Genomic DNA, 24,173 nt, shown 5'->3' on the forward strand with positions numbered 1-24,173 from the left:
AACTACTTCAGCTCCTGCGGCTATGATCCGGACTGAATGGAATCCGCTCTAACGCTCGCAATGACGGGGAGGGGCTCACGCCATCATCGCTCGGGGCGGCCCCTTCTGCTTCCCCGGCGGAGGCCGGGGTCCAGTTGGGGGACGTTTGCCGTGACGTACTATGGCCTTCCCCAACTGGGCCCCGGCCTTCGCCGGGGAGGGGATATTGGCTGGATGATGCGGTCTTTTCCGGAGGTTTCGCCCGCGTCGGGGTGGTCTGCGGGATCAAACGGACAGGGTGACGGCGAAGCCGCCGTCGGACGGGTACGGCTGTTGCCGCCCCGCCGGCCGGTCCAGCCTGTTCGACCGATCTTTGGTCAGTCGAACAGGCTGGACACGCTCGTCTCGTCGGCGATGCGCTTGATCGCCTCGCCGAGCAGGGGGGCGATCGGCAGGTGGCGGATCTTGCCGGTGGAGGCGATGGTGTCGTGGTTGCCGATCGAATCGGTGATGACCAGTTCGCGCAACGCCGAGCCGTCTACCCGCGCCACCGCCCCGCCCGACAGCACGCCGTGCGTGACATAGGCGACCACGTCCTCCGCCCCCGCCTCGCGCAGGGCCGCCGCGGCGTTGCACAGCGTGCCCGCCGAATCGACGATATCGTCGATCAGGATGCAGAACCGGCCCTCGACCTCGCCGATGATGTTCATCACCTCGGATTCGCCCGCGCGCTCGCGGCGTTTGTCGACGATCGCGAGGGGGGCGTTGTCGAGCCGCTTGGCGAGCACGCGCGCGCGCACCACGCCGCCGACGTCCGGGCTCACCACCATCAGGTTCTTCGAGCGGAAACGCGCCAGGATATCCGCCGACATCACCGGCGCGGCATAGAGGTTGTCGGTGGGGATATCGAAGAAGCCCTGGATCTGCCCGGCGTGCAGATCGACCGACAACACCCGGTCCGCGCCCGCGACGGTGATGAGGTTGGCGACCAGCTTGGCGGAGATCGGCGTGCGCGGCCCCGGTTTCCGGTCCTGCCGGGCATAGCCCATATAGGGGACGACCGCGGTGATCCGCTTCGCCGACGCGCGCTTCAGCGCGTCGATGATGATGAGCAGTTCCATCAGATTGTCGTTGGCGGGATAGCCGGTCGACTGGAGCACGAACACGTCCTCGCCGCGCACGTTCTCCATGATCTCGACGAAGACCTCCTCGTCGGCGAAGCGACGGACATGCGCCTCGGTCAGCGGAATCTCGCAATAGGCGGCGATCGCGTTCGCCAGCGGCAGGTTCGAGTTTCCGGTGATGAGTTTCATGTGGTGGCCCCTTCGAGTGTCGCCTTTAGGGGGCATGGCCGGGAAGCGGAAGGGGGTGCCGGACCGCGCCGTTCAGGCGCCCGCCAGCGATACGACCGGGAAGAAGTCGCCTCGCGCGGAGGCGCGGAGGACGCAGAGGGGGTGAGCATGGCGCAACCAGCCATTCATACGACGTCTGTTCCGACAGGCGGGCCGAGTGGGCGTTCGATCGATGTGCGGCGAACGCCACACCTCCGCGTCCTCCGCGCCTCCGCGCGAACCAATTTTCTATTCCCGCGGTCGCACCCGCTGCCGATCCGTCCTAATGCGGGCGGATGATCGTGACCCGCTTCGCTCCCTCGCCCACCGGCCGGCTCCATGTCGGCAACATCCGCGCCGCGCTGCATAACTGGATGTGGGCGCGGCGGCATGGCGGGCGGTTCGTGCTGCGGATCGATGATACCGATGCCGACCGCAGCGAGGAACGCTTCGTCGAGGCGATCCGGGCCGATCTCGACTGGCTGGGCCTGACCCCGGACGTGCAGGTCCGCCAGTCCGAACGGTTCGCACTGTACCAGCGCCGCTTCGATGCGCTGGTCGCCGCCGGGCGGATCTATCCCGCCTATGAAAGCGCGCAGGAACTGGACCTGAAGCGCAAGATCCTGCTGGGGCGGGGATTGCCGCCGGTCTACGATCGCGCCGCGCTGGCGCTGACCGACGCGGATCGGGGGCGGCTGGCGGCGGAGGGGGTGCGCCCGCACTGGCGCTTCCGCCTCGATCACGACGCGCCGCTGGCATGGGACGACCTGATCCGGGGGCCGCAGTCGTTCGATCCCGCCACCATGAGCGATCCGGTGGTGCGCCGCGCGGACGGATCGTGGCTGTACATGCTGCCATCGGCGATCGACGATATCGATCTGGGCATCAGCCATGTCGTGCGTGGCGAGGACCATGTGTCGAACACCGCGTTGCAGCTCCAGATGTTCGCCGCGATGGACGCGGCGCCGCCCGCCTTCGCGCATACCGCGCTGCTGACCGGGGCGGAGGGGAAATTGTCGAAGCGGCTCGGCTCGCTGGGGGTCGATCATTTCCGCGAGGAGGGGATCGAGCCTGCCGCCGTCCGCTCGTTGCTGGCGCGGCTGGGCACCAGCGATGCCGTGGAGCCGGTGGTCGATCCGGCGCCGCTGATCGCGGGCCTCGATTTCGCCCGGTTCGGCCGCGCGCCCGCCCGCTTCGACGAGGTGGAACTGCAACAGGTCAACGCCCGCATCGTCCACCAGCTGGATCATGACGCGGTTGCCGACCGGCTGCCGGCCGGCATGGGCGCGGCGGAATGGCAGGCGGTGCGCCCCAATCTGTCGCGCGTGACGGAGGCGGCGGACTGGTGGCGGGTGATCGAGGGGCCGATCGATACGACGCCCGCCGAGGCGGATCGCGATTATCTGGCACAGGCGGCGCAGGTGGCGGCCACGCTGAACTGGTCGGCGGCCGATATCTGGTCGCGGCTGACCACCGCGCTGAAGGCGTCGAGCGGGCGGAGCGGCAAGGCGCTGTTCCTGCCGCTGCGCCGGGCGCTGACCGGGCTGGACCACGGCCCCGACATGGCGGCGCTGCTGCCGCTGATCGGGCGGGCGCGGACGCTGGCGCGGCTGGACCGCGCCGGCTGACCCGGCCTGCGCCGAAAGGGCTACCGGTCGCGTTCGAGCTTGGTGACCGCGCCGGTGCGGGGGTCGACATGGAATTCATACTGCACGCGCCCGCGCCGTGCCTCGCCTTCCCAATGGCCGTCGTCGGCCTCGATCTTGGTGACCTTGTAGCCCCGCTTGGCGAGGATGCCGCTGGCCCGTTCGGCACTGATCCAGCCGCGCCCGGGCCGATCCGCCAGGGCGGGGGTGGCGGTGACGACGATAGTGGCGGCGGCGGCGAGGGCGAGGCGACGCATGGTGATCCTTTCCGATGACGGTCCTGTCGGGTCAGGACGATCGCCTTCCGACATCGTTCCTGTCGCACCCTGATTACCCCGCTTGCGGTAGTAACGATATACTGTCACCTTCCGATCTGCGAACGGCCGACTCGCGTCCCACAGGAGACGATCAAGGAGACAGCACGTGTATGCAGATCGCTTTGCCGGCGGACGCCGGTTCAACCCCGCCGGGCTACTCGCGGCGGTGGGGATCAACGCCGGTGTGGTCGCCGCGCTGATGATCGCCGCGCCGCACGTCACGCGGACGTTCGACGATCCGCTGGAGATCACCAGCATCCCGATCGCGTCGCCGCCTCCGCCGCCGGAGCCCGAGCCGCAGCCGCGCACCGCCGCCGCCCGGCCCGACCGGATCGAGACGGTGCCGCCGGTGGTGCCCCGCCCCGCCGACGATGGCCCGATCGTGGTCGCCGATCCGCTGCCCACCTTGCCCGGCCCCACCGGCATCGCGACCGGGATGGGCGAGGGCACTGGCTTCGCGATCGATCCGCCCGCGCCGCCCGCACCCGTCATCGTCGCCCCCGGTCTCGACCCGCGCCATGCCGCCGATCTCCAGCCCGATTATCCCGCCGCCGAACGGCGGATGGGCAATCCGGGCAAGGTGACGGTGCGCGTCCTGATCGGTGCCGATGGCCGGGTGAAGGAGGTGGAGCCGGTATCCGCCACCAGCGACGCCTTTTTCCGGGCCACCCGCGATCAGGCGCTGCGCCGCTGGCGTTTCCGCCCCGGCACGCGCGACGGCGTGCCGCAGGCGGCATGGCGGACGATGAGCGTGACGTTCGTGATGCAGGACTGAGGCGGGAGGCACGGGTGATGCGGCCATCCGCCGATCCCGGCTTGCGGTGCCGGACGAAGCCGTGGACCATCGGTGCGATGGCGCGGCCCGGCTGGACCCGGGGTGGCGAAGGGAGGGGCGGCTATTCGATCCGTTCGCCTCTCCGGATAGCGACCGATGCGCGGCGATCCTGCCTGAACGGCGGCGAAACGGGCCGTTCCGGGATCGTTCAGCGCGAATCGTGCATTGACCCGGATAAGGTCGGCCATCCGTGCGACAGGCGCGGGCGGCGGATCGATGTTGGCGTGCAGGAGGTTCGTGATGAACGGATGGATGAAGAAGGCGACGCTGGGTCTGGTGCTGGGCGCCACGGCGTTGAGTGCGGCGGCCCCGGCGGATGCGCAGCGGTGGCGCGGTTATCGCGGCCACCGGGGTGGTGGCAACGGCGTGGCGACGGGCGCGCTGCTCGGCGGTATCCTGGGACTGGGCGTGGGTGCGGCGATCGCCTCGGGCAACCGCGACCGCTATTACGACCGGCGCGACTATTATTACGACGCGCCGCCGCCGCGCGTGGTCTATCGCGACCGTTATTATGCGCCGCCGCCCCCGCCGGTGGTGGTCCGCGAGCGCTATTACGAGGCGCCGGGTTATTACGGGCGCGGCTATGGCGACCGGGGTTATGGCTACGGTTACGGTTACTGACGACGATCGGCCGCGCAGGGAACGGCGCGGGGGCACGACCCCCGCGCCGTTTTTTGTGGCCGGGCGCGGGCGGCGGGGCTAAGCGGCGGACATGACCGACACGCCTCCCGATCGCCTCTCGATCAATGCCGACAGCCCCTATTTCGACCAGCCGCTGCTGGAGCGCGGCATCGGCATCCGCTTCAAGGGTGCCGAGCGCAAGGATGTCGAGGAATATTGCATCTCCGAGAGCTGGATCCGCGTCGCGCTGGGCAAGAAGGTCGACCGCAAGGGTCGCGCGCTGACGGTGAAGCTGAACGGCGAGGTCGAGGCATGGTTCGAACGCCCGGCGGCGGGTGGCGACACCGCGCCGGATGCCACGGACGATCAGCCCGCGGCGTGATCCCCGCGCCCCGCCACGCGGCGGGGCCGGGCGGCCTGCCCGGATGCCCGGCCAGGCGCCTGCCGGGACCATAGTGGCAGGATAACGACAGTCGGACCGAAACAGGACCGTTTCGGTTACCTATACCTTGACACCCTCCAATAGTCGGACAAGAATGTCCGTCATCGATTGCACCGGTAGGAGCCGGCGATCATGGAGGGGATAGAAATGACACGTCACCTGTTGCTGATGTCGGCCGCGCCGTTCGCGCTGACCATCACGCCGGCCAGCGCGCAGGTCGCCACGCCGACGCCGCAGGAACGCCAGCAGGCCGCCGCTCCCGATGCCACCGTCGACGAGCAGGCACCCGTCGCGCAGGAGCGCGCCACCGAGGCGGCACAGGGGCGCAGCCCCGGCACCGCGGCGACCGAGAACCTGACCGGCGACACCGCCGCCGCCGCCGCGCCGGCCACCGACGAGGACCGCGACGTGCGCGACATCGTCGTCACCGGCTATCGTGCCAGCCTGGGCAGCGCGCAGGCGATCAAGCGCAATTCCGATGCGATCCTCGACGCGGTGGTCGCGCAGGACATCGGCAAGTTGCCCGACAATACCGCCGCCGAGTCGCTGGCGCGCATCACCGGTATCCAGGTCGGCCGATCGGGCGACGAGGTGAATCAGGTGCTGGTCCGTGGCCTGCCCGACCTGACCACGACCTTCAACGGCCGCGAACTGTTCACCGCCGAAGGGCGCGGCGTCGCGTTGCAGGATTTTCCCGCCGGCGCGCTGGCGGGACTGGAAGTCTATAAATCCGGCACCGCCGACCTGCTGGAACCGGGACTGGCGGGCCTGATCAACGTCCGGTCGCGCCGGCCGTTCGACTTCAGCGAAAAGCTGGTCGTCGCCGGCGGTATCCGCGGTTCCTACAACGACCAGAGCAACAAGTACGACCCGCAGGGCAACGTGCTCGTCAGCGCGCGGCAGGATACCCCGATCGGCGAGATCGGCGTGCTGCTGAACGCATCGTATATCCGGACCAAATATCGTAACGCGGTGCGCTTCGCGGTCGCCAACGTGCCCGAGCGGCTGAACGACGGACAGGTGGTCCTGCCCGCCTCGGTCGGGCGCGCGTTCCGCATTCCCGAGCGGGTCGGCGTCTATAACGACAGCGGGACGCGATCGCGCCCGGCATTCAACGCCAGCGTCCAGTGGAAGCCGGCGTCGAATCTCGAACTCTATTACGACTTCCTCTATCAGGGATATCGCGGGCGTGGTGCCAACGACCTGTTCGAGGCATCGCTGCTGAACAACAACCCGACGCTGAGCAACGTCGTGCTGCGCGACGGCAAGCCCGATCAGGTGCAGACGCTGACCAAGACGGGCGGCGAGCGCGCCCAGATGTATCGCAGCACCAACGTCAACAACACCGATACCTATCAGGCCGCGGGCGGCGCGAAATGGGATACGGGCCGGGCGCACCTGTCGACCGACTTCGCCTATACCCGCAGCCAGTATGACGCGAACGAGTACAGCTTCGACGCCGCGCTGACCACCGCACCGACGATGGACGTCAATTTCTTCATCGATGGCGGATCGGCGTTCAGCCTGCCGGGCTATGACAATGCCAATCCGGCCAATTACAAATGGCGCGGCTATTACGAGAGCAAGTATCTGGTGAAGGGGTCCGGCTGGCAGTGGCGGGGCGATATCGATCTCGACACCGATATCGACTTCCTGCCCAAGTTCCAGTTCGGCGCCCGCGCCACCGATCGCGATGCCTCGCAGGAGCGCGGCAACCGTTATGCCTATACCGAAACGCTGAACATCCCGCTGGCGAACACCCCGGCGGGCACGCTGGAACTGACCCCCAACGCGTTCCGGGGCGATGCGCAGGGCTGGACCAGCTGGCTGATGCCGACGCGCAGCGGCATCGCCGGCAATGCGGAGGCGTTGCGCGTCTTCTCCGTCCAGGCGTTGCAGCAGATCGTTGCCGCCAACCCTACCGATGGCGGTTATCGCGATGCGCTGACCCGGTTTTCGCAGCCGACGCTCGAACTCGATCCGTTTCAGGGCTTCTCGGCCAAGGAACAGAGCTACGCGTTCTACGGACAGGCCAAGTACCAGTTCGATATCGGATCGGTCGGGATCGACGGCCTGATTGGCGCGCGCGTGGTGAACACGGTGGGCGAATATAGCGGCCGGGGGCAGACCCCGGTGGTGGTGAACGGCGTAATCCAGCGCGATGCGAACGGCATCCCCGTGCTGGCCGGACAGACGATCACGACCCGGTCCAACTATCTCGACATCCTGCCCAATGCCAGCCTGCGCATCCGGCCGACCGACAAGCTGCAGATTCGTTTCGGCTTCACCGAAACGCGCACCCGGCCCAGTTTCGGGGCGCTGAACCCCGCGGTGCAGATCACGCCGAACCAGTCGCCGCTGACCAATCCCGACGGTTCGCCGGTCATCATCCCCGACGATCCGCGCTTCGCCGCCGATCTGCAGGGACGGCCCGACTATACCGGCAGCGGCGGCAACCCCAATCTGGTGCCGCTGACATCGACCAACTACGACGCGACGATCGAATATTACTTCTCGAACAACGGGTCGATCACGGCGGCGTTCTTCTATCGCGAACTGTCCGGCTTCCTGTCGCGGTACACGCAGCGGTTCCGCGATCCGGTGTTCGGCCTGCTCCAGATCGACGCCGACGCCAATGCCGGCGCGGGCAAGATCAAGGGGATCGAGGTCGGGGGGCAGACGTTCCTCGATTTCCTGCCCGGACTGCTGAGCGGGTTCGGCGTGCAGGCCAACGTCACCTATCTCGACGGCAAGCAGCGGTTCCCGGTCGATCTGAGCCCGGCCAATACGACCCCGCCCTTCATCAGCATCCCGGGCCTGTCGAAGTGGAGCTACAACGCCGCGCTGTTCTATGAAAAGGGTACGGTATCGACCCGGTTGTCGTACAACGGCCGCTCGCGTTTCCTGAACGGCAACACCATACGCAACGGCGTGTATTTCGGTGAAGGTACCGAGAAGATCACGCGGCTGGATTATTCGTTCAACTATACGCCGATCAAGCAGATCACGCTGACGTTCGACGTGGCGAATATTCTGGCGCAGCCGTTCCGCAACTTCGCGCAATATGGCGAAGACCGTTCCTATCCGCGCGACGTGCGCGACGAGGGGCGGTATTATGGACTGGGTGCCCGCTTCCGGTTCTGATCGTCGCAGCCGGGGCCGGTGGGGGGTGTATCCGCCCCCGGCTTTGGCGAGGCCGGACATAGGATGAGGCCGCATGGCCCGGATGCCACCTCGCCGGTGGCATCCGGGCCTTGTCGTTCCGGTCGGGCGCGCCGCCATGCGGGGGCCGGGGTGTCACCGGTTGGCCACAGCCGGTCGGGGATTTCCCGGGCTTGTGTAAGCACGGTTGACGCATCGCCGATATGTATGACAACTATCCGCAGGCCGGTAACAGGCAGGCAAGAGGGGATGGTTGTGAGGAAGTCGATTCTGAAGGGCGCCGTCGCATCCGGTGCGATGGCGGTCATGCTGACGGCGACGGGCGCCGCGGCCCGGACGACCGGCGAGCCCGCGGGTCAGGCAGCGGACCAGACGGCCCAAACGGCGGCCCAGCCCGCGACCCAGCCGACGACATCCTCACCGCAAGGCGCGGTGCCCCCCGGCGTCACCCCCGACAACAGCGCGGCCCCGGCGCAGGCGGCCGATGTGCCGACCGCCACCGGCCCCTCGCCCGGTCCCACGGCGACCGACGGCGCGGATCAGGCGGCGGAGGGGGGCGAGGATATCGTCGTCACCGGTTTCCGCCGCAGTCTGGCCGAAGGGCTGGCGTTGAAGCGCGAGGCGGTCGGCGTGCGCGATTCGATCGTCGCGGAGGATATCGGCAAGTTCCCCGAGGCGAACGTCGCCGATTCGCTGCAACGCATCCCCGGCGTGATCCTGAGCCGCGACGGCGCGTCCAACGAGGGGCAGCGGATCAGCATCCGCGGCCTGCCTTCCGACTTCGTGGTGACGACGATCAACATGGCGCCGGTGCGCTCCACCTCCTCGCTCGACGCGGGCGGATCGTCGCGCAACTTCAACTACGACGTGTTCCCGTCCGAACTGTTCGGCCGCGTCGACGTGTACAAGACGCCGCTCGCCAATCTGGAAGAGGGCGGGATCGGCGGCAATGTCGATCTGCAGACGCCGCGCCCGTTCGACAGCAAGGGGCGGGTGATCCGCTATACGGCCCAGGCGAACTACAACACCCAGTCGAAGAAATGGGGGCCGCGCGGCTCGCTGTTGCTGAGCGACACGATCGGCAATTTCGGTGCGCTGCTGGGCGTCGCCTATTCCAAGACGATCAACGAGCGGTCGGGCTTCCAGTCGACCGGCGGCTACAACTCGTCGGAGATCGGGTCGCGCGGCTATCGCACCCCCGCCGGGCAGGCGCGGCCGCTGGTCGGCCCGTTCGAGTTCCAGCTGGATACTAACAATCCGCGCGCCAATCTGGGCGGGCTGACCGCCGCGCAGGTCAATAACGGGCTGCTGCCGCGCTTCTACCGCGTGTTCGCATCGGACAACGATCGCGAGCGGCTGGGGCTGGTCGGCTCGCTCCAGTACAAGACCGACCGGCTGGATGTCAGCTTTGACGGCATCTATTCGCAGCTGAAGGATATCGGCGACGAATATACCTGGGGCGTGGCGGTGCGGAACAGCCGCACCACCGCGACCACCACCGACCTGCCGGGGCGCGGCACCAATTCGGGCATCATCCCGCTGGACGTGAAGCTGGACGAGTACAACAACCTGTACGGCACGTTCGGCAACACCAACATCGTCACCGAAAGCCTGTACCGCACCAGCGAGACCAAATTCCGTTACGGCATCGTCCGCGCCGCCTATGACGTGACCGACCGGTTGAAGGTATCCGCGCAGGGGAATCTGAGCGACAGCCGCGCCTATAAGGAAGGCAACCGGATCGCGAGCAACATCTACGGCGCGACGACGACGTTCGATCCGACCGGCAACGTCACCTATCCGACGATCACCTCCACGATCGATCCGACCAACCCGCGCAACTATGTGGTGCCGACGCTGGGCTTCGGCCGCGACGACGAACTGGACAAGCAGCGCACCGCGCGGGCGATGGCCGACTGGCGGCTGGTCGACGACAACGAGCGGCTGTTCACGCTGCGGCTGGGCGGCAGCTACGTCTCCACGATCAAGCAGATCGAGCGGCGCGACGGCAGCGCCATCGCGCAGGCCCGCACCCTGCCGGGCGGCGGCACGTTCCGCACGATCGACGTGTTCGCCAACATGAACCCGACGATCCCGATCGGCCCCTTGCGCAACGGCGGCAACAGCGGTTTCCCGTCGCAATTCGCCACCTTCCCGCGCAACTTCATCGAAGGGACGCTGGACGCGCACGGAGCAAACATCGCGTCGCCGGTGCAGTTGAACGGCGCGTTCCGGGCGGAGGAGCAGGTGGCGACCGGCTTCTTCGAGGTGGATTTCAAGATGCCGCTGCTGGGCAGCGAGCTGCGCGGCAATGCCGGCCTGCGATATTCGGATACGAAGACCGTGGTCGACAATTTCGTCGCGAACGGGCGCGGCGGTTTCAGCCCCGATACCCGGCGCGGCGGCTATGACAATTTCCTGCCGTCCGCCAGCGTGGCGTTCGACCTGCGCGAGAACCTGACGCTGCGCGCCTCGGCGGGGCAGACGATCACCCGCAACGCGCTGTCGACGATCGCGGGCAGCACGCTCATCCCCAATCCGTTCAACGCCGACGTGACGCAGGGCAACCCGAACCTGCGCCCGCAGCTGGCCTCGCAATACGACGCGGTGGCGGAATGGTATTTCGCGCCGGGCGCCTTGTTCAGCGTCGGCGTGTTCAAGAAGGACATCACCGACCGGCCGTTCGCGGTGCAGGATTTCGTGACGTTCGGCTCGCTGGGCGTACCGGCGACGGTGTTCAACGCGGTGTCGCTGGGCTTCCCGAGCGGGGAAATTCCTGCCGATTTCCTCGTGCGCCGCACGATCATCGTCAACCAGAACCAGTTGTCGCTGAAGGGGCTGGAAGTCGCGTACCAGCAGAACTTCACCTTCCTGCCCAAGCCGTTCGACGGGCTGGGCGTGACCAGCAGCTTCACGCTGATCGACCAGACCGGCACCGACTTCGTCTCGTCGTCGGGCAAGCGGGTGGGCATCCAGGCCGGCGTGCCCGATTATTCGTACAGCATCACCGGTTTCTACGAGAAGGGGCCGTTCTCGCTGCGCGGATCGTACAACTACCGCGCGAAGACCGGGCAGACCGACGTCAACCAGGGCAACGACCAGATCCCCTACACCGCGCCGCAGGGGTTCCTGGATGCGACCGCCAGTTTCCGCCTGAACGACTATATCGAGTTCCGGGTCGATGCGCTGAACATCACCAACACCAACGTCTACACCTATTACGACAATCCCGATCAGCCGAACGGCAACGGCAAGACGCGGCGGGACAATTCGTTCTTCAACGGCACCACGATCTCGTTCGGGGTGCGGGGGAAGTTCTGAGGAACTGACGGGACAGGTCCGACCCGATCCGTCGTTGCGCGCGTAGCGACGCAATCCGGCGTGGCGGGCGCGGGGCCGCTGGATTGCCGCGTCGCTGCGCTCCTCGCAATGACGGATCGGGGGGACGGATCGGGCGGGACCGACCGGGCGGGGGCAGGGCGGTTACGCCGCCTCCAGCGCCTCGGTCGCTTCCAGCCATTTCGCCTCGACCACGTCGATCTTGGCCTGCACCTCGGCGCGGCGCTTGTTCAGGTCGCCCATCCCCAGCTTCGCGAACCGGGGTTCGGCGCCGGCGGGGTCGAACATCGCGCGGTCGATCGCGTTCCGCTCCGTGGTCAGGCGGGCGGTGTCGGCCTCCAGATCGCGGATCGTCTTGCGCAGCGCGGTCTCGCGGTCGCGAGCGTCGGCCACCGCCTTCTTGTTGGCCTTGCGATCCGCCTTGGTCGCGCCCGCCGCGGGGGCATCGCCCTTGAGGACGAAGGCGATGTAATCGTCGAGGCTGCCGTCGAATTCCTTGGCGGTGCCGTTGTCGACCAGCACGAGGCGGTCGGCGGTCAGTTCCAGCATGTGGCGATCGTGGCTGACCAGCACGACGGCGCCGGTATAGGCGTTGAGCGCCTGCACCAGCGCCTCGCGCGCGTCGACATCCAGGTGGTTGGTCGGCTCGTCGAGGATCAGCAGGTGCGGCGCGTCGCGGGTGATGAGCGCCAGCGCGAGCCGCGCCTTCTCGCCGCCGGACATCTTGCCGACCTTGCCGATCGCCTTGTCGCCCGAAAAGCCGAAACGCCCGAGCTGGCTGCGCACCGCGGCGGGGCTGGCCCCCTTCATGATGCGGGTCATGTGTTCGAGCGGGGTATCGTCGGAGTCCAGTTCCTCGACCTGATACTGGGTGAAATAGCCGACCTTCATCTTGCCCGACGCATTCATCTCGCCATCGATCGGCGTCAGCTGCGCGGCGAGCAGGCGGGCCAGCGTGGTCTTGCCGTTGCCGTTGCGGCCGAGCAGCGCGACGCGGTCGTCGGGGTCGAGACGCATGTTGAGCCGCTTGAGGATCGGGGTTTCGGTGTAACCGACCGACGCCATGTCGAGCGTGATGAGCGGCGGGCGCAGTTCGCTGGGATCGGGGAAGTCGAACGACAGCGAGGGATCGTTGGCGAGTTCGGCGATCGGCTGCATCTTGGCCAGCATTTTCTGCCGGCTCTGCGCCTGTTTGGCGGTGGAGGCGCGGGCGGAGTTGCGCGCGACGTAATCCTGCAGCTTGGCGCGCTGCACGTCCTGATTGGCCTTGGCCGCGGCGAGCTGCGCCATCCGCTCGGCCCGCTGACGCTCGAACGCGTCGTAGCCGCCGGGATAGAGCGTGATCTTGCCGCCCTGGAGGTGGAGGATGTGATCGACGACGTTGTTGAGGAAATCGCGTTCGTGGCTGACGACGACGATCGTCGCCTGATAGGATTTCAGGAAATCCTCCAGCCACATGACGGCTTCGAGATCGAGGTGGTTCGACGGTTCGTCGAGCAGCAGCACATCGGGCTGCGAGAACAGCAGCGCGGCGAGCGCGACGCGCATCTTCCAGCCGCCCGAGAAACTGTCGAGCGGCTGCGCCTGCATCCCCTCGTCGAAGCCGAGGCCGAGCAGGATCTGCGCGGCGCGGGCGGGGGCGGTATAGGCGTCGATCGCGATCAGCCGCTCGTACACGTCGCCGAGGCGATCGGGGTCCTCGCACGTCTCGCTCTCGATCATCAGCGCGGCGCGTTCCTTGTCGGCGGCCAGCACCGTGTCGAACGGCGTCTCCTGACCGGCCGGTGCCTCCTGCGCGATGTAGCCGAGGCGGCTGCCGCGCGGCATTTCCGCCGTGCCCTCGTCGGGTTCGAGCAGCCCGGCGATGACGCGGACCATGGTCGACTTGCCCGCGCCGTTGCGGCCGATCAGGCCGACCCGGCTGCCGGGAGGAAGCGCCGCCGACGCGCCGTCGAGGATCGTGCGGCCGCCGAGGCGCACGGTGATGCCGTTCAGGTTGAGCATGGGCAGGGCTGATAGCAGATTTACGCTGCGGGCGCGAGCGGGGGCGGGAACTGCTTCGCGATACCGCCGCAGCGATCATGGCCCGATCGACCCGAACAGGTTCGATTTTCCCTAAAAATGGATTTGAAAACATTTGGTTAACGGGAAATCTGTGTGCATTGGATCTACCCCGCAGCGATGAGGGACCATCGCCGCACATGACGGAATGGCATTCCGCGGCGGCCAGATGATCGTTGCAGCGCACCATCCCGCGATGACGGGGATCGATCATGCACGACGGCCGGATCACGAGTCTGGACATGCTGCGCGGGCTGGCCGTGGTGTTGATGGTGTTCGGCCATTGCCTGGTATGGGGCCGGTACGGCGAGATATGGGCGCCTTATGGTATCATGTCGGGTGCCTTGACGGCCGTCCGCATGCCGATCCTGTTCATCATCAGCGGGTTGCTGGCCGCGAGCCTGCGGGAGAAGAACTGGACCGTCGTCGGCAGACGAATCGTCAACCTGTGCTGGGTCTATGCCATCTGGGTATCGGTGATCGTGCTGCTGGGCGCGGTGCTGGAACCGGACGACGGGATGTCGATCGGCATCGTGCGGCTGGCCGCGGAGTTCGTCCGGCCGCAGACGGTGATGTGGTTCATCTGGTCGCTCGCGCTCTATTCGATCATCCTCTACGTCTCGCGGGAGTTGCCCGGTAGATGGATCGTGGCGGGTGCGGTGGGCGTGTCGTTCGCGGGGTATGCGATCGCGTTGCAGCCCTTCTCCTACGAAAACTTCTTCCGCTATGCCGGTTTCTTCTTCGTCGGTGCGCTGTGCCGCGACCGGGTGATCGCCTTCGTCACGGGTTCCTTCTCGTGGCGGCTTGCCGGCATCCTGACCGGCCTGCTGGTGCTGGTGCATCTGGCCGCGTCCCCGATGGAGGCGGCGCTGGGGTGGAAGGTGCTGGCGGTGCCCGAGCGGTTCGTGATCTGCGCGATCATCCTTCAGGCGGCCTGTGTGCTGCCCATGCTCTCGATCTCGTCGCTGCTCTGCCAGCTGGGCCGCAAGACCTTGCCGATCTATGTCGGGCATCTGCCGATCCTGCTCATGGCCCGCACGATGATCCCGCCGCTGGGCGCGGCGACGGATATCCTGGTGCCCCTGATGCTCACGGTCATCGTCGTCGCCGGCAGTCTGGCGGTGGAGCGCATCGCCATCGCCGTGGGCGTGCCGTGGTTCTATGCGCGGCCGCAATGGATCAACAAGGGCACCGCGCGGCGCATCGCCGGGTATCTGCCGATCCCGGGTGGGTCGATCGCCCGGTAAATCCGGCGCCGTTACGCGTGGTTTATCCGTCCTTAACCATGATTCGCTAACCCCCGTGCCGACATTGGATCGGGCGGGGCGGAACAGGATGGACACGAGGGACCGGATCGTCGGGCTGGACATGTTGCGCGGCCTCGCCGTGATGCTGATGGTGTTCGGCCACTGCGTCAGCTGGGGCGATTACGGGGCGATGTTCGCGCCGTATCAGGCGCTGGGCTGGGCGCTGACCGGGGTGCGGATGCCGGTGCTGGTGCTGATCAGCGGTACGCTGGCGCATGGCCTGTTGCGGGCGGACGCCGCGCGATTGCGGGCACGGCTCGGCCATTTCGGCTGGACCTATGCGATCTGGATGCCCGTCGTGCTGCTGTTCACCGTCACCTGCCTGAATCCGGTGCCGATGCGGATCGGCGTGGACACGCTGATCGGCGAATGCATCCGGCCGATGACGGTGATGTGGTTCGTCTGGGTGCTGGCGATCTATACCGTCGTGCTGTTCGCGACGCGCCGGGTGCCGCGCGCCACGGTCGCGGGGGTGGCGATCCTGCTGTCGATCGTCGGCTATGCCGTCGAACTGCCAGTGTTCTCGCACGGCAACCTGCTGCGCTATGCCGGGCTGTTCTTCGTCGGCGCCCTGTACCGGGCGGAGGTGATGCGGCTGGTGACGATGCGGTTCTCGTGGAAGCTGATGGCGGCGCTGGTGGCCGGCCTGATCCCGCTGCATGTCGCGGGGCAGGCGCTGCGCGCGGGCGAGGGCTGGCAGATACTGGGCGTGCCCGAGCGGTTCCTGCTGTGCGCGATCGCCCTGCACGGGGTGCAGCTGCTGTACCGCCTGCCGGTCGCCGCGCCGATCGCCCGGCTGGGGCAGAAGACGCTGCCGGTGTTCGTCGCGCATCTGCCGGTGCTGCTGATGGCCAGGATGGTGCTGCCCGGATTGGGCGGGGTGATCGCCCCCGTGGTGCTGGCGATCCTGAGTATCGCCGGCAGCCTGATGGTGGAACGGATCGCGATCGCGGCGGGCGCGGGCTGGCTCTATGCGCGACCGGGCTGGGCGAGTGCGGTCGCGGCGCGGCACATGATGGAGCAGCTGCCGAGGCTGGCGGCGCAGTGGGTGCGACCCGCCGTCTAGCGCGGTTCCCGTTTGCCGACGCGATCCGGGGTCATTCCGCCGGTACGAGGCCGGCATCGATCCGATGGACGGCGTGGGGGCGACGATCGACGAGCAGGATGGCCGGTACGATCGTATGGCGCACGATGTGTTGCAGGATCGTCCGCAGCGCCAGGGCGAAGGCGAGCATCTCGCCCGTTTCCTCGACCGTATGCATCATGACCATGACGGGCAGATTGTCGATCGCATCGAGCGCCAGGCCCGATGCCATGGCATGATCCGCGACATACCCTTCCGGCAGTTCGAGCCCGATCGCCGCCAGCGCATAGACCCATCCCGCGATCAGCAGCCCCCATCGCGTTTCCTTCGGCAAGGCGAGCGCGAACCGCGCAAGAATGGCGGCGGTCGCGACGAAGGCGATCGAGTAGGGAATCACCCACGCGCTGAACAGCACCCCATGCGCTCCGCCTGCCGAGAGGACCCTGCCGACCTTCCCGGACAAGGCGTCATGCAGGCCCGCGCCCTCGTCGAGCGCCAGGAACAGCATGACGCAAGCCGCGAATATCCACCCGCGCTTCATCAATCGGCTGTCGGCGGTGCGCGCTGCAAATGCCGCCGCGGCCGCCGTCACCGCGATGGCAAAGGCGGACAGCAGGTTCGGCAGCGAATGTTCGCGGTCGAGATCGAATACTGACCGAAGATCATTATAGTCAGTATAGCCGCTGCCATACAGCGCGATCTGCAAGATGACATGGGCAGCGATCAAGGTGGCGATGATCGTCAGATGCCCTCTGAACACGCTCGATGTGGCGATGGGCATGACAACCCGCTGTTGATTGGTGCGGATCATGACGTCCCCATGGTCTTGTATTATTTAACCCTTGCATATCAATGAGGCTGTCTCCGGTCTGTAACATAAGTGTAGTTTATCCGTCACGAAGCGGGCATTTGTCACGCCGGCAGATGTGCCGGTATGGTACATTTCCGGGTGCAAGGACGCCCGGCAACGTTCACCAGGCCCGCGTCGCCATCCATCCGCAAAAGGGCCATCACCCCATGTCACCGCTGGCCGCCCTGCACGCCGATCTCGCCCGCCTGTCGCAGCAGGACCGCCGCCGCGCGCTGGCGCCGCGGCGGGGGGTGGATTTCTCGTCCAACGATTATCTGGGGCTGGCCGGATCGGCGCGGTTGCGCGGGGCGGTGGCGGCGGCGCTCGATCGCGGCGTGGCGGTGGGATCGGGCGGGTCGCGATTGCTGCGCGGCAATGCCCCCGAGCACGAGGCGCTGGAGGCGGCGGCGGCGCGCTTCTTCGGGACGGCGGCGGCGCTGTTCTTCGCCAGCGGTTTCGCCGCCAATGCCGCGCTGTTCGCGACGCTGCCGCAGCGGGGCGACCTGATCGTCCATGACGCGCTGATCCATGCCAGCGCGCATGAGGGGATGCGGCTGGGCCGCGCGGCGTGCGTGGCGGCGGCGCATAACGACGCCGGTGCGGTCGAGGATGCGATCGTCCGCTGGCGGCGGGACGGCGGCACGGGGACGGCGTGGATCGCGGTCGAGAGCCTGTACAGCATGGACGGCGACCGCGCGCCGCTGGCGGCGCTGGCCGAGGTGGCCGACCGGCACGACGCGGTGCTGCTGATCGACGAGGCGCATGCGACGGGCGTTTTCGGGCCGGACGGGCGCGGGCTGGCGGCGGGGCTGGACGGGCGCGACAACGTCATCACCCTGCGCACCTGTGGCAAGGCGCTGGGGTGCGAGGGCGCGCTGGTGTGCGGGCCGGCGGTGGCGTGCGATTTCCTGGTCAACCGGGGGCGGGGATTCATCTTCTCCACCGCGCCGTCGCCGCTGATGGCCTGCGCGGTCGAGGCGGCGTTGCGGATCGTGGCGGACGAGCCGGACCGGCGCGCGCGGCTGTGGGCGCGGGTGGCGGCGGCGGACGCGCTGCTGGCGCCGGTGGGCGTGGCGGTGACGGGATCGCAGATCATGACGCTGCCGGTGGGGGATGACGGTGCGGCGATGGCCATCGCGGCGGCGGTGCAGGCGGCGGGATACGACGTGCGCGGGATCAGGCCGCCGACGGTGCCGGCGGGAACCGCACGGCTGCGGATTTCGCTGACGCTGAACGTGGAGGAACCGGATATCGCGGGACTGGCCGATATCCTGCGGGAGGTGCGGGCATGACGATCGTGGTGACGGGAACCGACACCGATGTCGGCAAGACGGTGTTCGCCGCCGCGCTGACGGTGGCGCTGGGCGCACATTACTGGAAGCCGGTGCAGGCGGGCCTTGAAGACGGCACCGACGCCGGCACGGTGGTGCGGCTGGGAGTGCCGGCGGCACGGGTGCTGCCCGAGGCGTACCGGTTGCGGACGCCGTGTTCGCCGCACCGCGCTGCCGAGATCGACGGGGTGACGATCGATCCGGCGCGGCTGGCGTTGCCGGTGGTGGAGGGGTCCATGGTGGCCGGGCCGCTGGTGGTGGAGGGCGCGGGCGGAGTGCTGGTGCCGGTGACGCGGGACCTGTTGTTCGCGGACCTGTTCGCGCGCTGGGGCGCACCCGTCGTGCTGGTGGCGCGGACCGGGCTGGGCACGATCAGCCACAGCCTGTTGTCGATCGAGGCGTTGCGCGCGCGCGGGCTGACGGTGCGCGGGATCGCGTTCGTCGGCGAGGCGGTAGAGGACAGCGAGGCGACGATCGCGGCGATCGGCGGGGTGAAGCGGCTGGGGCGGTTGCCGCGGCTCGACCGGCTGGACGCGGGGACGCTGGCGGCGGCGTTCGCGGCGCATTTCGACGTGGAGGATTTCCGGTGAGCGCGGTCTGGCATCCGTTCACGCAGCACGGGCTGGGCGAACCAATCCCGCTGGTGAGCCATGCCGAGGGGGCGGCGATCTTTACGGTAGACGGGCGGCGGATCGTCGATGCGATCTCGTCCTGGTGGGTGACGACGCACGGGCACCGCCACCCCCGCATCGTCGCGGCGATGCGCGAGCAGGCGGAACGGCTGGACCAGATCATCTTCGCCGGCTGGACCCACGAACCCGCCGAGGAACTGGCGCGGGGTTTGCGGGCGATCATGCCCGACGCGCTGACGCGGGTATTCTATTCCGATTCGGGATCGACCGCGGTCGAGGTCGCGTTGAAGATGGCGCTGGGATACTGGCAGGCACGGGGCGAGGCGCGGCACCGCATCCTGGTGCTGGAACATGGCTATCACGGCGACACGATCGGCGCGATGTCGGTGGGGCAGCGCGGCGTGTTCAACCGCGCCTATGCGCCGCTGCTGTTCGACGTCGCGACGATCCCGTTCCCGGCCGGGGGACGCGAGCAGGCGACGCTGGATGCGCTGGCGCGGGCCTGTGCGGACCCGCACGCGGCGGCGTTCATCGTCGAGCCGCTGGTGCTGGGGGCGGGCGGGATGCTGATGTACCCGCCGGCGGTGCTGGCGGCGATGCGGGCGATCTGCGCGGACGCCGGCTTGCTGTTCATCAGCGACGAGGTGATGACCGGCTGGGGCCGGACGGGCACGCTGCTGGCGGGCGAGCAGGCGGGGATCGTGCCCGACATATTGTGCCTGTCCAAGGGGCTGACCGGGGGTGCGGTGCCGCTGGCGGTGACGATGGCGAGCGAGGCGGTGTGGGACGCGCATTTCGATGCGGACCGGGCGCGGATGTTCTTCCACTCGTCCAGCTACACCGCCAACCCGCTGGCCTGCGCGGCGGCGGTGGCGAATCTGGCCATCTGGCGCGAGGAACCGGTGCGGGAACGGATCGCGACGCTGGCGGCGCGGCAGGCGGTGCGGGTGGCGGCGCTGGCGGACCATCCACGGGTGACGGGGGTGCGGACGCTGGGCACGATCGCGGCGCTGGAGATCGGCGGCGGCGGGGACGGATATCTCGCGGCGCTGGGACCGCGCCTGCTGGCGTTCTTCCGCGAGCGGGACCTGTTGCTGCGGCCGCTGGGGAACACGGTGTATGTGATGCCGCCCTATTGCATCGGCGAGGATGATCTGGACCGGATTTACGCGGCGATTTTCGAGGCTTGTGACGCGCTGTAAGGGGGCGGGGTCGAAGAAGGGTTGTTCGCGCGGAGGCGCGGAGACGCGGAGAAGAAGGGGTGGCGAGGGTCGGGCCCGTGGATGGGGCGGCGTGGTCCGGCGATGATGATGATGGGACGCCTGCGGCGTCGGATAGGGCGCGCGTAGCGCCGCGACTTTTCTTCTGCTCCGCGTCTCCGCGTGAACCCGTCCTTCTTATCGTGCGCAGGCCGCGCCATGACGGATAGCTAACCATATTGGTACATTTCTCTTGACATCGACCGGCTGTTTGGGTACATAACGGGAACGCTGAGGAATGGCGGTGCGGAGGGCGGAACGGGGGGTTCCGGTATCCGCCCGCCACCTCGGCGGCTCGGGGGAGCGGGTGCATGGGTGGGGAAACGGGGGCGGCGACCGAGCGGTTGCCGGGCAGGGCGGTGCGGCGGCGCTTTCTGGAAGTGCTGGGGATGACGGCGAACGTCACCCGCGCCGCCCGCGAGGCCGGGATGGGCACCCGCTGCTTCTATCGCTTGCGGTTGGGCGACGACGCGTTCCGCACCGCGTGGGATGCCGCGCTGGAGGAGGGCTGCCGGCAGGTCGAGGCGATGCTGCTGGCCGCGGCGCTGGGCGAACCGCTGGCGCCGGGGGTCGACCGCAAGCAGGTGCTGGAGATGCTGGCGCGGCGCGAGGCGCGGGGGAAGGGCGCGCCCGCGACGGTGCGCGGGCGGCAGGTGGCGATCGAGACGGTGGAACGGTCGCTGCTGCGCAAGCTGGACGCGCTCGACCGGCGACGGCAGCGGGGGAAGGAGGGGTGAGGCATGAGGGGGGCGATGCTGCGCGCGCTGGTCGGGCAACTGGCGGCGTACCCGCGCGAGGAATGGCCGGGCGCGTTGAAGAAATTGAGCGAGGACGAGCGGCGCGTGCTCGACGATCACTGGCCGATCTGGGCGCATGACGGGCAGTTGCCGGCCGGCGACGACTGGACGGTGTGGTTGATCCGGGCGGGGCGCGGCTTCGGCAAGACGCGCGCCGGCGCGGAGTGGGTGAGTGCGATGGCGCGGGCGCGGCCCGAGGCACGGATCGCGCTGGTCGGCGCGACGATGGACGAGGTGCGCGCGGTGATGGTGGAGGGGGCGAGCGGGCTGATCGCGCTGTGCCGGCACGGCGAACACCATGAATGGCGCAGCGGCACCGGCGAATTCACCTTCGCGTCGGGCGCCCGCGCCTTCGTCTATTCGGCGGAGGCGCCGGAGAAGCTGCGCGGCCCCGAACACGATGTCGCGTGGTGCGACGAACTGGCGAAATGGCGACATGCGGAGGCGACATGGGACAATCTGATGCTCGGCCTGCGGATCGGCGACCGGCCGCAGACGGTGGTGACGACGACGCCGCGCCCGACGCGGCTGATGCGGCGGATCATGGCGATGCCGGGGCTGATCGAGACGCGGGGGCGGACCAGCGACAACACCAACCTGTCCGATACCGTGCAGGCGACGTTCCACGCGCAATATGCGGGCACGCGGCTGGGCCGGCAGGAACTGGAGGGCGATCTGGTGGAAGAAGTGGCGGACGCGTTCTGGACCCGCGACCTGCTGGACGCGCACCGCGTGGTCGCGCCGCCGCCGCTGGTACGGGTGGTGGTGGGCGTCGACCCGCCGGCGGGGACGAAGGGCGATGCCTGCGGGATCGTGGCGATCGGCCGGTGCGAAGCCGGGATCAGTTACGTGCTGGAGGATGCCAGCGTGCGCGGGATGACGCCGGAGGGCTGGGCGCGCGCGGTGGCGGCCTGCGCGGCGCGGCACGGCGCCGACCGGGTGGTGGCGGAATCGAACCAGGGCGGGGCGATGGTGGAAAGCGTGCTGCGCTCCGTCTGGCCCGACATGCCGGTGAAGCTGGCCTTTGCGCATCAGGGCAAGGGCGCGCGCGCCGAACCTGTGTCGGCGCTGTATCCGTCGGGGCGCATCCGGCATTGCGGGCAATGGCCCGAGCTGGAGGACGAACTCTGCGGGTTGAGCCCGGCGGGCTATGACGGGCCGGGGCGATCGCCCGACCGCGCGGATGCGCTGGTATGGGCAGCATGGTTCCTGATGGAGCCGCCAAAGGCCGTGGCGTCGGTGCGGGAACTCTGACGACGTTGCTGCTCCCCACCCCGTCAGGGGGAGGGGCGTGAAGATGGAAAGGACGAAGACATGAGACTGTTCGGTCGCAAGGCCGGGCGCGGGGAGTCGCGTCCGGCGTTATCGGGGTCCGTCTCGCGGTCGGGGGTGCCGATCATGGGGGAGTGGCCGCGCAGTTACGAGGCGCAGTTGCGCGACGCCTATGCCGGCAATGCGGTGGCGCAGCGCGCGGTGCGGCTGGTGGCGGAGGGCGTGGGCGCGGCACCGCTGACCGGGTCCGATCCGGGGCTGGTCGCGCTGGCGACGGCGCGGTCGGGCGGGCAGGCGCTGCTGGAGACGGTATCGGCGCAACTGCTGCTGCACGGCAACGCCTATATCCAGGTGCTGCGCGATGCGGAGGGGCAGGCGGCCGAACTCTATGCGCTGCGGCCCGAGCGGGTGACGGTGGAGACGGATGCGGGCGGCTGGCCGGCGGCGTACCGGTACCGGGTGGGCGAGCGCACGGCGCGGCTGTCGGCGGACCCGGTGCGGCCGGAAGTGATCCACCTGAAGCGGTTCAACCCGCTCGACGATCATTACGGGCAGGGGTGCCTGGGCGCGGCGGCGGGGGCGGTGGCGATCCACAACGCCGCCACCCGCTGGGCCAAGGCGCTGCTGGACAATGCGGCGCGGCCGTCGGGCGCGCTGGTCTACGATCCGGGCGACGGCAGCGCGCTGTCGGCGGAACAGTACGACCGGCTGAAGGGCGAGATGGATGCGTTCAGCGGCGCGGGCAATGCCGGGCGGCCGATGCTGCTGGAAGGAGGCTTGCGCTGGCAGGCGATGAGCCTGTCGCCCGCCGAGATGGATTTCGCGGGGACCAAGGCGGCGGCGGCGCGGGAGATCGCGCTGGCGTTCGGGGTGCCGCCGATGCTGCTGGGGCTGGCCGGGGATTCGACCCACGCCAATTACCGCGAGGCGAACCGCGCGCTGTGGCGGCTGGCGGTGCTGCCGCTGGCGGCGACGATCCTCGACGGGCTGGCGCAGGGGCTGGCGGGCTGGTTCGACGAGGCGCGGCTGGCGGTCGACATGGACCGGGTGCCGGCGCTGGCGGAGGACCGCGAGACGCAGTGGCGCGCGGTGTCGGGCGCCGATTTCCTGACCGGGGAGGAGAAGCGGGCGCTTCTGGGCCTGTCGTGAGGGGGATCGCCGGGGAAGTAGGGAGCGTGACACACTAAAGGGAGGGGCGGGACATGACCGGGGCGGTGCTGGCGGAACTGATGGCGCAGGTGACGCGCGAGGGGGGCGACCTGCTGTCGCTGCGCGCGATCGCGGAGGAGGCGGGCGAACTGGGCGCGACGCGCGCGATGACGCGGCTGGGGCTGGCCGACGAGAAGGCGCGGGCCGATCTGGCGGAACTGCGCGAACTGCTGGGCACGTGGCGCGACGCCAAGAAATCGGCGTGGAAGGCGGTGCTGGGCTGGGCGATGCGGCTGATGATGGCGCTGCTGCTGGCGGGCCTCGCGATGCGGCTGGGTTTCGCGGCGTGGCTGAAGTGAGCGGGGCTGGCGTGAGCGTGCGGTTCGAGGGCTATGCCGCGCGGTTCGACCGGGTGGACCGGGCGGGCGACGTGATGCGGGCCGGCGCCTTTGGTCCGGTCGAGCCGGTGCCGCTGCTGCTGGCGCATCGCGGTGCGCCGGTGGGGGCGATCGAGGCGATCGGCGAGGATGCGGATGGCCTGCGCGTGACGGGGCGGATCGACGATCCCGACCTGGCGCTGCTGGTGCGGCGGGGGGCGGTGGCGGGGCTGTCGGTGGGATACCGGCCGCTGGCGGTGCGGCAGGGCGCACGGCGCGAACTGCTGCGCGTGACGCTGGTCGAGGTGAGTCTGGTCGCGGTGCCGATGCAGCCGCACGCGCGGATTTCACGGGTTTTCTGACGGTTTCACGGTTTTTGGTT

20 protein-coding genes are annotated in these 24,173 nt (G+C 68.6%); 16 read left to right on the forward strand and 4 right to left on the reverse strand.

Annotation, left to right across the window (positions count from 1 at the left end):
- Positions 1–356 precede the first annotated feature (356 nt).
- Complete coding sequence (locus IFT82_RS06425; RefSeq protein WP_192125525.1) at positions 357–1,292, reverse strand: ribose-phosphate pyrophosphokinase; 936 nt, start codon at positions 1,290–1,292, stop codon at positions 357–359.
- A 314-nt stretch (positions 1,293–1,606) separates the two neighbouring features.
- Between IFT82_RS06425 and IFT82_RS06430 the strand changes: the two genes are divergently transcribed.
- Entirely contained in the window at positions 1,607–2,938 is a 1,332-nt protein-coding gene (locus IFT82_RS06430) for a glutamate--tRNA ligase (protein ID WP_192125526.1), read from the forward strand.
- Between the two features lie 20 nt (positions 2,939–2,958).
- Here the strand turns inward: IFT82_RS06430 and IFT82_RS06435 are convergent, their stop codons facing one another.
- On the reverse strand, positions 2,959–3,213 hold the full coding sequence (locus IFT82_RS06435; RefSeq protein ID WP_192125527.1) for a PepSY domain-containing protein: 255 nt from the start codon (positions 3,211–3,213) through the stop codon (positions 2,959–2,961).
- Between the two features lie 166 nt (positions 3,214–3,379).
- On the opposite strand from IFT82_RS06435, the gene IFT82_RS21290 reads away from it, so the two are divergent.
- From IFT82_RS21290 to IFT82_RS06460, 5 genes are all read left to right on the forward strand, one after another.
- Positions 3,380–4,048: a TonB family protein gene (locus IFT82_RS21290; protein ID WP_192125528.1), complete on the forward strand. Its 669-nt coding sequence runs from the start codon at positions 3,380–3,382 to the stop codon at positions 4,046–4,048.
- A 300-nt stretch (positions 4,049–4,348) separates the two neighbouring features.
- On the forward strand, positions 4,349–4,729 hold the full coding sequence (locus IFT82_RS20775) for a hypothetical protein (RefSeq protein ID WP_244646556.1): 381 nt from the start codon (positions 4,349–4,351) through the stop codon (positions 4,727–4,729).
- A gap of 91 nt (positions 4,730–4,820) precedes the next feature.
- The gene (locus IFT82_RS06450; protein ID WP_192125529.1) at positions 4,821–5,111 is read left to right on the forward strand and encodes a DUF3297 family protein; all 291 of its coding nucleotides are present in this window, start codon (positions 4,821–4,823) and stop codon (positions 5,109–5,111) included.
- 207 nt (positions 5,112–5,318) lie between these two features.
- On the forward strand, positions 5,319–8,315 hold the full coding sequence (locus IFT82_RS06455; protein ID WP_192125530.1) for a TonB-dependent receptor: 2,997 nt from the start codon (positions 5,319–5,321) through the stop codon (positions 8,313–8,315).
- A 273-nt stretch (positions 8,316–8,588) separates the two neighbouring features.
- Entirely contained in the window at positions 8,589–11,654 is a 3,066-nt protein-coding gene (locus tag IFT82_RS06460) for a TonB-dependent receptor (RefSeq protein ID WP_342355065.1), read from the forward strand.
- Positions 11,655–11,816: 162 nt separating this feature from the next.
- Here IFT82_RS06460 and IFT82_RS06465 read toward each other — a convergent pair whose 3' ends face one another.
- On the reverse strand, positions 11,817–13,676 hold the full coding sequence (locus tag IFT82_RS06465; RefSeq protein ID WP_192125531.1) for an ABC-F family ATP-binding cassette domain-containing protein: 1,860 nt from the start codon (positions 13,674–13,676) through the stop codon (positions 11,817–11,819).
- Between the two features lie 269 nt (positions 13,677–13,945).
- Between IFT82_RS06465 and IFT82_RS06470 the strand changes: the two genes are divergently transcribed.
- Together IFT82_RS06470 and IFT82_RS06475 are read left to right on the forward strand one after the other, a co-directional pair.
- Positions 13,946–14,980 (forward strand): acyltransferase family protein, encoded by a 1,035-nt coding sequence (locus IFT82_RS06470; RefSeq protein WP_192125532.1) that lies wholly within the window; start codon positions 13,946–13,948, stop codon positions 14,978–14,980.
- Positions 14,981–15,068: 88 nt separating this feature from the next.
- The gene (locus IFT82_RS06475) at positions 15,069–16,106 is read left to right on the forward strand and encodes an acyltransferase family protein (RefSeq protein ID WP_192125533.1); all 1,038 of its coding nucleotides are present in this window, start codon (positions 15,069–15,071) and stop codon (positions 16,104–16,106) included.
- A 31-nt stretch (positions 16,107–16,137) separates the two neighbouring features.
- Here IFT82_RS06475 and IFT82_RS06480 read toward each other — a convergent pair whose 3' ends face one another.
- Positions 16,138–16,905 (reverse strand): hypothetical protein, encoded by a 768-nt coding sequence (locus tag IFT82_RS06480; protein ID WP_192125534.1) that lies wholly within the window; start codon positions 16,903–16,905, stop codon positions 16,138–16,140.
- A 236-nt stretch (positions 16,906–17,141) separates the two neighbouring features.
- On the opposite strand from IFT82_RS06480, the gene IFT82_RS06485 reads away from it, so the two are divergent.
- From IFT82_RS06485 to IFT82_RS06520, 8 genes are all read left to right on the forward strand, one after another.
- Entirely contained in the window at positions 17,142–18,266 is a 1,125-nt protein-coding gene (locus tag IFT82_RS06485) for an 8-amino-7-oxononanoate synthase (protein ID WP_192125535.1), read from the forward strand.
- A complete protein-coding gene (bioD, locus tag IFT82_RS20780; RefSeq protein ID WP_192125536.1) occupies positions 18,263–18,895 on the forward strand; it encodes a dethiobiotin synthase in 633 nt (210 codons plus the stop codon). The genes IFT82_RS06485 and bioD overlap by 4 nt, the downstream gene beginning before the upstream one ends.
- The gene (locus tag IFT82_RS06495; RefSeq protein WP_192125537.1) at positions 18,892–20,139 is read left to right on the forward strand and encodes an adenosylmethionine--8-amino-7-oxononanoate transaminase; all 1,248 of its coding nucleotides are present in this window, start codon (positions 18,892–18,894) and stop codon (positions 20,137–20,139) included. The genes bioD and IFT82_RS06495 overlap by 4 nt, the downstream gene beginning before the upstream one ends.
- 368 nt (positions 20,140–20,507) lie before the next feature.
- Positions 20,508–20,933, forward strand: coding sequence for a hypothetical protein (locus IFT82_RS06500; protein WP_192125538.1), 426 nt, complete (start codon positions 20,508–20,510; stop codon positions 20,931–20,933).
- Positions 20,934–20,936: 3 nt separating this feature from the next.
- Positions 20,937–22,247, forward strand: a complete 1,311-nt coding sequence (locus tag IFT82_RS06505; RefSeq protein WP_192125539.1) for a DNA-packaging protein — start codon at positions 20,937–20,939, stop codon at positions 22,245–22,247.
- A gap of 60 nt (positions 22,248–22,307) precedes the next feature.
- Positions 22,308–23,414 (forward strand): phage portal protein, encoded by a 1,107-nt coding sequence (locus tag IFT82_RS06510; RefSeq protein ID WP_192125540.1) that lies wholly within the window; start codon positions 22,308–22,310, stop codon positions 23,412–23,414.
- A gap of 53 nt (positions 23,415–23,467) precedes the next feature.
- Complete coding sequence (locus tag IFT82_RS06515; RefSeq protein WP_192125541.1) at positions 23,468–23,773, forward strand: DUF6127 family protein; 306 nt, start codon at positions 23,468–23,470, stop codon at positions 23,771–23,773.
- Between the two features lie 11 nt (positions 23,774–23,784).
- Positions 23,785–24,153 (forward strand): HK97 family phage prohead protease, encoded by a 369-nt coding sequence (locus IFT82_RS06520; RefSeq protein WP_192125542.1) that lies wholly within the window; start codon positions 23,785–23,787, stop codon positions 24,151–24,153.
- Positions 24,154–24,173: the final 20 nt, after the last annotated feature.

Source organism: Sphingomonas sp. CFBP 8760, from assembly GCF_014841615.1.
Lineage (GTDB): Bacteria > Pseudomonadota > Alphaproteobacteria > Sphingomonadales > Sphingomonadaceae > Sphingomonas.

Coding starts and splice junctions, on each gene's coding strand:
- IFT82_RS06435 (WP_192125527.1), bottom strand. CDS start 3,213: ATGCGTCGCCTCGCCCTCGCCGCCGCCGCCACTATCGTCGTCACCGCC.
- IFT82_RS06450 (WP_192125529.1), top strand. CDS start 4,821: ATGACCGACACGCCTCCCGATCGCCTCTCGATCAATGCCGACAGCCCC.
- IFT82_RS06455 (WP_192125530.1), top strand. CDS start 5,319: ATGACACGTCACCTGTTGCTGATGTCGGCCGCGCCGTTCGCGCTGACC.
- bioD (WP_192125536.1), top strand. CDS start 18,263: ATGACGATCGTGGTGACGGGAACCGACACCGATGTCGGCAAGACGGTG.
- IFT82_RS06485 (WP_192125535.1), top strand. CDS start 17,142: ATGTCACCGCTGGCCGCCCTGCACGCCGATCTCGCCCGCCTGTCGCAG.
- IFT82_RS06465 (WP_192125531.1), bottom strand. CDS start 13,676: ATGCTCAACCTGAACGGCATCACCGTGCGCCTCGGCGGCCGCACGATC.
- IFT82_RS06500 (WP_192125538.1), top strand. CDS start 20,508: ATGGGTGGGGAAACGGGGGCGGCGACCGAGCGGTTGCCGGGCAGGGCG.
- IFT82_RS06480 (WP_192125534.1), bottom strand. CDS start 16,905: ATGCCCATCGCCACATCGAGCGTGTTCAGAGGGCATCTGACGATCATC.
- IFT82_RS20775 (WP_244646556.1), top strand. CDS start 4,349: ATGAACGGATGGATGAAGAAGGCGACGCTGGGTCTGGTGCTGGGCGCC.
- IFT82_RS06425 (WP_192125525.1), bottom strand. CDS start 1,292: ATGAAACTCATCACCGGAAACTCGAACCTGCCGCTGGCGAACGCGATC.
- IFT82_RS06510 (WP_192125540.1), top strand. CDS start 22,308: ATGAGACTGTTCGGTCGCAAGGCCGGGCGCGGGGAGTCGCGTCCGGCG.
- IFT82_RS06430 (WP_192125526.1), top strand. CDS start 1,607: ATGATCGTGACCCGCTTCGCTCCCTCGCCCACCGGCCGGCTCCATGTC.
- IFT82_RS06470 (WP_192125532.1), top strand. CDS start 13,946: ATGCACGACGGCCGGATCACGAGTCTGGACATGCTGCGCGGGCTGGCC.
- IFT82_RS06505 (WP_192125539.1), top strand. CDS start 20,937: ATGAGGGGGGCGATGCTGCGCGCGCTGGTCGGGCAACTGGCGGCGTAC.
- IFT82_RS06475 (WP_192125533.1), top strand. CDS start 15,069: ATGGACACGAGGGACCGGATCGTCGGGCTGGACATGTTGCGCGGCCTC.
- IFT82_RS06515 (WP_192125541.1), top strand. CDS start 23,468: ATGACCGGGGCGGTGCTGGCGGAACTGATGGCGCAGGTGACGCGCGAG.